General features: G+C 44.5%; 9 protein-coding genes. 8 read left to right on the top strand and 1 reads right to left on the bottom strand.

Features of this window, described 5'->3' with window-relative positions:
• Nucleotides 1-483: phosphoribosylamine--glycine ligase (locus tag F6K38_RS29200; RefSeq protein WP_287358554.1), on the top strand; the 483-nt coding region annotated here is incomplete at its 5' end.
• A gap of 92 nt (nt 484-575) precedes the next feature.
• Here the strand turns inward: F6K38_RS29200 and F6K38_RS29195 are convergent.
• Complete coding sequence (locus F6K38_RS29195; RefSeq protein ID WP_287358551.1) at nt 576-2,471, bottom strand: bifunctional serine/threonine-protein kinase/formylglycine-generating enzyme family protein; 1,896 nt, start codon at nt 2,469-2,471, stop codon at nt 576-578.
• Between the two features lie 558 nt (nt 2,472-3,029).
• Between F6K38_RS29195 and nuoH the strand changes: the two genes are divergently transcribed.
• The 7 genes from nuoH (at nt 3,030) to leuD (ending at nt 9,770) form a co-directional block, all read left to right on the top strand.
• Nucleotides 3,030-4,148 (top strand): NADH-quinone oxidoreductase subunit NuoH, encoded by a 1,119-nt coding sequence (gene nuoH, locus F6K38_RS29190; protein WP_008185031.1) that lies wholly within the window; start codon nt 3,030-3,032, stop codon nt 4,146-4,148.
• 193 nt (nt 4,149-4,341) lie between these two features.
• On the top strand, nt 4,342-4,947 hold the full coding sequence (gene ndhI, locus F6K38_RS29185) for an NAD(P)H-quinone oxidoreductase subunit I (protein ID WP_008185029.1): 606 nt from the start codon (nt 4,342-4,344) through the stop codon (nt 4,945-4,947).
• A gap of 188 nt (nt 4,948-5,135) precedes the next feature.
• A complete protein-coding gene (locus tag F6K38_RS29180) occupies nt 5,136-5,762 on the top strand; it encodes an NADH-quinone oxidoreductase subunit J (protein WP_008185027.1) in 627 nt (208 codons plus the stop codon).
• A 317-nt stretch (nt 5,763-6,079) separates the two neighbouring features.
• Nucleotides 6,080-6,391 carry an NADH-quinone oxidoreductase subunit NuoK gene (nuoK, locus tag F6K38_RS29175; RefSeq protein WP_008185025.1) on the top strand — a complete coding sequence of 104 codons (312 nt, stop codon included), beginning with the start codon at nt 6,080-6,082 and terminating at the stop codon, nt 6,389-6,391.
• Between the two features lie 314 nt (nt 6,392-6,705).
• Nucleotides 6,706-7,398, top strand: a complete 693-nt coding sequence (locus F6K38_RS29170; RefSeq protein ID WP_008185023.1) for a rhomboid family intramembrane serine protease — start codon at nt 6,706-6,708, stop codon at nt 7,396-7,398.
• Nucleotides 7,399-7,749: 351 nt separating this feature from the next.
• Complete coding sequence (leuC, locus tag F6K38_RS29165) at nt 7,750-9,156, top strand: 3-isopropylmalate dehydratase large subunit (RefSeq protein WP_287253381.1); 1,407 nt, start codon at nt 7,750-7,752, stop codon at nt 9,154-9,156.
• A gap of 11 nt (nt 9,157-9,167) precedes the next feature.
• The gene (gene leuD, locus F6K38_RS29160; RefSeq protein WP_008185019.1) at nt 9,168-9,770 is read left to right on the top strand and encodes a 3-isopropylmalate dehydratase small subunit; all 603 of its coding nucleotides are present in this window, start codon (nt 9,168-9,170) and stop codon (nt 9,768-9,770) included.
• The last annotated feature ends 77 nt before the right edge of the window (nt 9,771-9,847 follow it).

Here is a 9,847-nt window from a genome sequence, read left to right as displayed (position 1 = left end):
GTTCTCTATGCAGGATTGATGATTACTCCAGAAGGAAACCCAACGGTTCTGGAATTTAATTGTCGCTTTGGGGATCCAGAAACTCAAGCTATCCTACCCTTGCTAGAAACTCCCCTAGATCAGGTGCTTCTGGCTTGTACCCAACAGCGACTGGCGCAATTACCAACTATTACTTGGAAACAAGGGGCTGCTGCTTGTGTGATTGCTGCCTCGAAGGGGTATCCGGGAGCTTACGAAAAGGGTAAGGTAATTACTGGTATCGAACAAGCTGAGCAACACGGAGCAATAGTTTGCAGTGCTGGTACTACCCTGAAACAGGAGGAGCTAGTTACCAGTGGTGGTCGGGTTTTGGGGGTTACCGGAACGGGGAAAACAATAGCGCAAGCTTTATCAGTTGCTTATAGCGCTATGGATTGTATCCACTTTGAAGGGATGTATTACCGTCGGGATATTGGTTATCGGGTTTTGCAGGATGTTTATTGATGCGATCGCATTCGTAAGTTCTTGCTCCCATTGATAGCAGCAACACGAGACCAGCAATACTCCCTCAACGGCTATTACCCATGGTTAACCCATCAAGCCGTAATAACATCACACACTACCCGAAAACCAATGTTGACTTGGATATTGTCTGCCGGGATATAGCTGAAGCGGCAAGCCGAGCGGCATATCCCAGGAATGATATCCCAGGAACCACCGCGCAGAAGCCGGGAATGATGATCATACTCATTGATACTATTTAGCCAAGCACTACCATCAACCGGAGCGCTTAGGTAGTTTGGGTACCAATGGTCAGCACACCACTCCCAAACATTCCCATGCATGTCATACAAACCAAAGGAATTGGCTACACCAAAGCTACCTACACGAGTAGTTTGTTCTCGATATACCCCTTCTGGCTCAGAGCTGTATGTACCGTTGCTATCGTAATTGGCCACATCGGTGGTAATGGTTTCACCGAAGTGGAATGGCGTACTGGTACCAGCCCGACAGGCATATTCCCATTCCGCCTCACTCGGAAGCCGATAGTTTCGTCCAGTCAGCCTAGATAGAATAGCACAAAATTTCATCGCCTCATACCAAGATACCTTTTCCACTGGCAGAGTATCGCCTTTGAACTTAGAGGGCTGGGGGTTTAGGGAAGGGGAGACTTGGAATAAGGTTGCTACAGCCCGCCACTGGGCCTGGGTAACCGTAAACTTTCCCATGAAGAAGGGAGAGACTCTGACCCAATGCTGTGGACTTTCATCGTCGCTATGTCCCTTCTCAGTTTCTGGTGAACCCATGAGGAATCTTCCCCCAGGGATGTACACCATATCTAGCCCTACACCATTGCCTAAGTCTTCTGTGAAATATTGGGCTTGGTGACGGCGGCGCTTTTTAATTTCACCGTATTTATCTAGAGTTACCACATCAAACTCAAAAGATTTTAGGGTCACTCCCTCGACTGGTGAGGGCTCGGAGTTTTGGAATTGGTTAAAAAATCCAACTACAGCTATTCCTAAACTGCCCAACCCCCCCGCTTGACTTGATTGTTGTCTATTAACAACAGTAGAATCTTCTGGTTTCTGGGATGGCCGTGGAGGATTAAGTTCGGAGTTGATTGCTTGTAACTTTTCCCAAAGAACCTGAGTATCTTTAGGACGTTGATAAACTCGCACCATCAAACTATCAAGAAAATCCCCTAACTCTGAAGAAATGTGTGGTGCATGGGGTCGCCACATCAAGATATCATTACCAGCATCATACAAATCTGAGGGTTCTTGCCCTGTCAGCAAATAAACAAATGTCCGTCCTAGAGCGTAGAAATCCGATTGGGGTACCGCTTGACCATGGATTTGTTCTAGGGGAGTATACCCAGGGGAAATCATACTGGTAACATTCCCAGCAGATTGTTTGAACATAAAAGTGTCGGTAACTTGGCGCACTGTGCCAAAATCAATTAATACTAGTTGTCCATCTGGACGCAAAATAATATTGGAAGGTTTGATATCGCGATGGAAAAAGTTTTCCTGATGAACTGCTTGGAGAATATCAACGATTTGAAATAACCAATCCAAGGCTAATTTTTCATCAATGGGGCGATTTCCTCGCTTTTCCTGATACTCCTCTAAATTCAGCCCAGAGATTTTTTCCATGACCAAACAGTATAGGGGGGTTTGGTGGTTTCTGGGAAAGAAGGTAAAATTTTCCTCTCCTTTAGGAATACCTGGATGATTGAGCTGAGTGAGAACTCTGGCTTCTTGCTCAAAAAGTTCCACAGCTTTGGGTTCATCGTTAATCAAAATTTTGAGAACCTTGGCAATTCCCTTGTGAGTCACCTCATAGATTCGTCCAAAGCCACCTTCTCCGAGTAATCGGCTGACCCGATACCGTCCCGCCAGCAATAACTCAGAACCGCAGCTTGAGCAGAATAGATCCGTATCAGGGTTACCGGGCTGAGGACACCCAGGATTTATGCACAGGATCATTGGGGTTAAAGATGGGTTGATCTACTTGAAAGTTTAGCTTTAAGTTTGTTAAGTAGAAGTTTTAAGTAGAAATGCGTTCGCGTAGTGTGGTCTACGGCCAATCGCTTTTGGTATAGTCAACGACAATAATAAGCCTAAATATTACAACTTAATCGTTGGTCATTAATAATGCCACGAACAGATAGCTATGGGCAAGATACTTATAGGCAAGTCTACAGACTAGATTTTCCGCAGCTGGATGCCGGGAAAGCAGCACCTGCGGTTCTAACATCCCAGGAAAAGCGCGATCTATCGCGATCTATACAGTGATATCTATAACAGTGCGATCGCACTCCCATCCAATTGCTGATGAACCCTATATATAAAAACAATAGCGATAGAGCTATCCTAGCAATGCTTTAGGTCTAGGATAGACAAGGGGTGATCGGGTGATCGGGAGAAATTAAGCTCTCAAGTATATACTAGACACTGAAGTTCTCAAAAAATCTTCATAAAGAAACTTATACCCACTGATACCAGCGGTATCGATGGTCTCAATGATAACCTTCATGGGAAAATATGAATCCAGGAATTGACCTCCAAAGCAGTTTTATTCAATCGCTGAGTGATCTAGGCATCCCCGCTGGTGCAGCTAAAGCCATTTGGATGCCATTACCCCTATTTCTAATGATTACCGTTGCCACCGTAGGGGTTTTGGTAGTGGTCTGGTTAGAACGAAAAATTTCAGCTGCTGCTCAACAGCGCATTGGTCCAGAATACGCTGGCCCTCTAGGGGTACTCCAGCCTGTAGCAGATGGCATCAAACTCGTCTTCAAAGAAGATGTTATTCCAGCCAAATCTGACTCTTTATTATTCACCCTCGGACCAATCCTGGTTGTACTGCCGGTATTTATCTCCTACCTGATTGTACCGTTTGGACAGAACTTGGTAATTACCAATGTGGGCACAGGCATATTCCTATGGATTGCCCTGTCGAGCATTCAGCCGATTGGTCTGTTAATGTCTGGCTACGCCTCTAATAATAAGTATTCCTTACTCGGAGGCTTAAGAGCTGCAGCTCAGTCTATCAGTTACGAAATTCCTCTAGCATTAGCGGTTCTAGCTGTTGTCATGATGTCCAACAGCCTCAGCACCATTGACATCGTTGATCAGCAATCGGGATACGGCATTCTGGGTTGGAATATCTGGCGTCAACCAGTGGGTTTCCTAATTTTTTGGATTTCGGCCTTGGCAGAATGCGAGCGACTCCCCTTTGACTTACCCGAAGCAGAAGAAGAACTGGTAGCTGGCTATCAGACAGAATACGCTGGGATGAAATTTGGTTTGTTCTATGTCGGTTCCTACGTCAATCTCGTGTTATCTGCCTTGCTCGTAGCAGTGCTCTATCTCGGTGGGTGGGAGTTCCCCATTCCTCTCGATAAGCTTGCGGGCTGGCTAGGTGTGAGTGAAACCAGTTCCTGGTTGCAGGTGATTACTGCTTCTTTAGGGATTACCATGACCCTGCTAAAGGCTTACTTCCTGATCTTTACAGCTATTCTGTTACGCTGGACACTGCCTCGGGTTCGGATTGACCAATTGCTTAACTTAGGCTGGAAGTTTCTACTACCAGTAGCTTTGGTAAATCTTCTATTAACTGCTGCTCTTAAATTGGCATTTCCAATTGCCTTTGGTGGTTAGTTATTAGTTATATCAAGTCCGTTTACTGGCTACTTTTTTATTAAAAGTTAAGAATTAACAAGTAACGAAAAAACGATAGTAATAAGTAGTAAAACGGACAAGATATACTTAAAAAAGTACATAATTTAGGAATCATAAATCAGTACTACAATACTCAGCAAGACCATCAAGAGAGAGACACTAAACTATTATTATGCTAAAGTTCATCAAACAGGTTGGCGACTACGCTAAAGAAACTGTGCAGGCTGCTCGCTACATTGGTCAAGGGATATCGGTGACTTTTGATCACATGCAACGGCGTCCAATTACAGTACAATACCCTTACGAAAAACTAATCCCCTCTGAGCGCTATCGCGGTCGGATTCATTTTGAATTTGATAAGTGTATTTCCTGCGAAGTCTGTGTGCGGGTTTGTCCGATTAACTTGCCAGTGGTAGATTACGAATTTGATAAAGCTACTAAGAAGAAAAATCTCAAGCACTACAGTATAGATTTCGGAGTTTGTATTTTCTGTGCTAACTGCATTGAATACTGCCCCACTAACTGTCTATCAGCGACGGAAGAATATGAAATTTCTACCTACGACCGTCATGAGTTGAACTATGATAATGTAGCCCTGGGACGCCTCCCCTATAAAGTTACCCAAGACCCAATGGTAACTCCTCTAAGGGAATTGGCTTATCTACCGAAAGGGGTTATGGATCCTCATGATTTGCCAGCAGGTTCTCAAAGGGCTGGTATGCGTCCAGAGGAAATTCTCGAGCAAATGCAATCAAAGGAAGAAGACGTTAAGAGTTAGTTGTTAGTCATTGGTCTTTTAAAAGTTGTTCGCGTAGCGTGGCCAAAGGCCAAGGTTGAAGGTTGAAGGTTGAAAATTTAAAGTTGAAGGTTGAAGGTTGAAGGTTAACTAGTGACTGTTGACTGTGACCAATGACTTATCACTAATAACGATTAGCCAAAAATATATCACGAGGAGATAAGCTAAGCATGAATCTAGCGGAAGGGGTTCAGATAATTTCCGTTGCCATACTATCGGTGATCATGATTGGGGCGGCTTTAGGGGTTGTCCTTCTTTCCAACATTGTATACTCAGCGTTTTTACTGGCTGGTGTTTTCATCGGTATTTCTGGATTGTATATTCTGCTAAATGCTGACTTTGTAGCAGCAGCACAGATATTAATCTATGTTGGGGCGGTTAATGTCCTAATTTTATTTGCCATCATGTTGGTGAATAAGCGAGAGGATTTTCAACCAATGACTAAGCGCTGGGTGCGCACTGGATCCACTGCTATAGTCTGTATTGGTTTGTTTGCGCTTCTGAGTACAATGGTTTTGGCAACGCCATGGTCAGTTGAAATTGATCCAGCTATGGTTGTTACTAATACTGCTGTGGAGATTGGTCAGCATTTTTTCAGTGACTTTTTATTGCCGTTTGAGCTAGCTTCTGTACTTTTGTTAATGGCAATGGTAGGGGCAATTATCATAGCTCGTCGGGATTATATTCCTGAGGAATTGGTTTCGAGAGATCAGGAAATTGCTACAGCTTTGACCTTGCCTGAACGTCCTCGGGAGCTTGCGTCTGTAGCAGGAGATTCCACTAAGACAACCGTTTAGTTTTTTGTTGAAGGTTGTTCGCCCTTGGCATGGTGAAGGGTAAGTTGTTCGCGTAGCGTGGCCGAAATGCCAAGGTTTACTGTCACCCCTCAAGGGTCAATAACCAACTAGTAATTACCCATTTAAAAACTAAGCTGATGTTCATTTTTCTTGATGCAGTCGCTCATGGGGGAGACCCCCAAGACCGCGCTGCATCGCTTAAATTGGTTATTACCTGTTACCATAACCGCTGTTAACTGTTCCCTTTGAGCAATTTAGGTATCCCAATCTAAATGCTGAATAGCTTACTATTACCTACCTAAAAAACTATCAGATTTATGGAACTTCAACTCCAATACTTTTTACTACTTGCTGCTGCTTTGTTCTGCATCGGTATTTATGGTCTAGTAACTAGCCGCAATGCCGTGCGAGTGCTGATGTCTATTGAGCTAATGCTGAATGCGGTCAATCTGAATTTAATGGGGTTCTCTAATTTTATGGACTCAGCAGGGATTAAAGGTCAAGTGTTTACTGTTTTTGTAATTACGGTAGCAGCTGCAGAAGCGGCGGTGGGTTTAGCTATTGTGCTGTCGATATATCGTAATCGGGATACGGTGGATATGGAACAATTTAATCTGCTGAAGTGGTAGATTCAACAAAAGCTAAACATAGGGCGTTGCTCACTTGTGGAATGATTTAGGGTAAGTGGTAAGTGGTAAGTGGTAACTGACCCAACTAGACTTGATATTATTCCTTAGATCAGCAACGCCAAAATCTAGCACTCCTCAATCAGCTGACTTATCTAGTTCACAAATCAAGTTTTAGTTAACTTGAGAAAAGTGTGATAATAGACGGGGGTTGAAAACTGACTGCTTAGCAAAAACTCAAAGATTAGTTAATTTTGTAAACTTCCTTTAGAATCTGGTGTGACTATTTCGGTGAACTCATAAAATAAAAATGAATTATGGTACCCCTAAGAGACGAAAACCCAATCACAATCACGCCATATATTACTATCCTTCTGATTGCTATTAATATTTTAGTCTTTATTTATGAACTTAGCTTAAGTAAACCAGAACTCGACACGTTTTTTAGGCTTTATGCTGTGGTACCTAGGGAGTTAACCGCTAGTTTCGAGGGTTTTCCTGTGGGCCAGCCTGTGCCAGAACCCTTGACTCTGATCACATCCCAATTTCTCCATGCTGGCTTTCTTCATGTTGGCTCCAATATGTTATTTTTGTGGATTTTTGGTAACAACATTGAAGAAAAACTTGGGGGGATAAGGTTCTTAATTTTTTATCTCACTTGTGGGGCTTTAGCCGCGTTAGCCCAATGGTTTTTCTCAGCTCTATCTCCTATCCCTGCTTTAGGAGCTAGTGGAGCAATTGCTGGAGTGATGGGTGCCTATATTATCAGGTTTCCTAATGCTAAAATCCTGACTCTAGTGCCCCTATTTATCATATTTTTCGTAGCTAGGATACCAGCTGTATTTTATCTAGGGTTTTGGTTTCTACAGCAAGCGTTTAATGGCATAGCTAGTCTGGGAGCACAGGCTCAAGTGGGAATGGAGGGGGGAGGAATTGCTTACTGGGCTCATGCTGGTGGATTTGTGTTCGGAGCTATCCTTGGTCCAATCTTAGGTTTATTTGATGATTAGTGATTGGTGGGGATGGGGAAGCCTTCAGCAGTCAGCACTCAGCAGTCAGCACTCAGTAGTCAGAACTCAGCAGTCAGCACTCAGCTTTCAATAACATTGATTAAAGAAATTTACCGGTTTTATTCAAAAGCTGTTGTCGTAGCTTGCCCATAATAGCCCATAAGCTGCATGCTGATAGCTAATGGCTGATAGATGATAGATGATAGCTGAATAATTATAGGGAAGCTGTTAATTTTTTTAGCAAAAATGTAAAACCTGTGTTGAACAGGACATATTTTAGAATAGAATGTGAAATCTGGGGGTAAAATACATTACCCCTGTCTTGGATTCCAGGTAAGAAGCCTTTTCTAAATGAGCGCGAGAACACTGTTTGACAAAGTTTGGGATTTACATAGTGTTGGCACGTTGCCTTCGGGTCAGACTCAACTATTTATTGGTTTACACTTAATTCATGAAGTTACTAGTCCCCAAGCCTTTGCGATGCTGCGGGAACGGGGATTGAAAGTGCTGTTTCCGGAACGAACTGTGGCAACGGTAGACCATATTGTTCCGACGGAAAACCAAGGTCGTCCGTTTGCTGATGTCTTGGCAGAGGAGATGATGCAAGCGTTGGAAAACAGTAGTAAGGAGTTTGGGATTCGATTTTATAATATCGGCTCTGGGAATCAGGGCATTGTCCATGTGATTGCTCCGGAACAAGGGTTGACTCAGCCAGGCATGACGGTGGCTTGCGGGGATTCCCATACTTCGACTCATGGTGCGTTTGGTGCGATCGCATTTGGAATTGGTACCTCTCAAGTCCGTGATGTCTTAGCCTCCCAAACCTTGGCATTGTCTAAGCTTAAGGTTCGCAAAATAGAGGTGAATGGTAATTTACGCCCAGGGGTTTACCCGAAAGATGTGATCTTACACATCATTCGTAAGTTGGGGGTCAAAGGTGGAGTTGGCTATGCCTATGAATATGCTGGTACTACCTTTGAGCAGATGTCCATGGAAGGACGGATGACTGTTTGTAATATGTCGATCGAGGGGGGAGCTCGGTGCGGCTATGTTAACCCGGATCAGGTAACGTTTGATTATCTTAAGGGGAAAGATTTTGCTCCCAAAGGTGCAGATTGGGAACAGGCGGTGGCTTGGTGGAACAGTATCCGGTCCGATGACGATGCCGTGTATGATGATGTGGTTAGGTTTGAGGCGGCAGACATTGCGCCTACAGTGACCTGGGGGATTACACCAGGTCAAGGAATTGCGGTTAATGAAACCATTCCGATACCGGAGAGTTTGCCAGAAACGGAAAGAGCGATCGCACAACAAGCCTATGAGTACATGCAGCTAACTCCAGGCACAGAAATTCAAGGCACAAAGGTGGATGTGTGTTTTATCGGTAGCTGCACCAATGGTAGACTGACTGACCTGCGAGAAGCCGCTAAATTTGCTCAAGGTCATCATGTGGCTGAGGGAGTCAAAGCCTTTGTGGTTCCAGGTTCGGAACGGGTTAAGCAAGAAGCAGAAGCAGAAGGACTCGATCAAGTCTTTGTGGAGGCTGGGTTTGAGTGGCGAGAGCCTGGATGCTCGATGTGTTTGGCAATGAATCCGGACAAACTCCAAGGGAGTCAGATTAGTGCTTCGTCTTCTAACCGCAATTTTAAAGGTCGCCAGGGGTCTTCCACGGGACGGACGTTGTTGATGAGTCCAGCTATGGTTGTAGCCGCAGCCGTTAAAGGGGCAGTGGCTGATGTTCGGGAGTTGATGGTATAGGAGCAGGTCTGATGAGTAGTGAAGTAAAGATGATTACCGGAACAGGAATTCCTGTAGTAGGGAATGATATCGACACCGACCGGATTATCCCAGCTCGATTTTTGCGCTGTGTGACCTTTGATGGTCTCGGACAACAGGTTTTTGTTGATGACCGCGCTCAAGCTAACGGACAACATCCCTTTGACCAACCCCACTATCAAGGTGCAACGGTTTTAGTAGTAAATGGTAACTTTGGCTGTGGGTCTTCACGGGAACATGCCCCTCAAGCGATATCTAAATGGGGGATTCAAGGAATTGTCGGAGAGAGTTTTGCCGAAATCTTTTTTGGTAACTGCTTGGCGATAGGGCTTCCCTGTGTGACCGCTGACTCGGAAACCGTCAAGCAATTACAAACAAGCCTCCATGAGAATCCTGAAATCCCGATGACCTTGGATTTGGAAGAGATGCAAGTCTATTGTGGTGAGTTGCAGGCTTCTGTGTTTATGGAGGATGGACCAAGAAACATGCTGTTGACTGGGACTTGGGATACTTGTGGACAACTGGTTGCTCAAGTAGAAGCGATTCGATCCACAGCGGCTAGGTTGCCTTATATGGATTGGGGAGTTGTTTCTTAGTAGCTGATTAACTAGGATCTGCTTAACTAGACATAACTTGACCGAAGACCCTGAGGGCGCAAGCCCCTGGATTCTAT

The organism is Moorena sp. SIO3B2, assembly GCF_010692525.1.
Taxonomy (GTDB): Bacteria; Cyanobacteriota; Cyanobacteriia; order Cyanobacteriales; family Coleofasciculaceae; genus Moorena; species Moorena producens.
The sequence above is the reverse complement of the archived record's forward strand: the minus strand, read 5'-3'. Positions and strand labels throughout refer to the sequence as shown.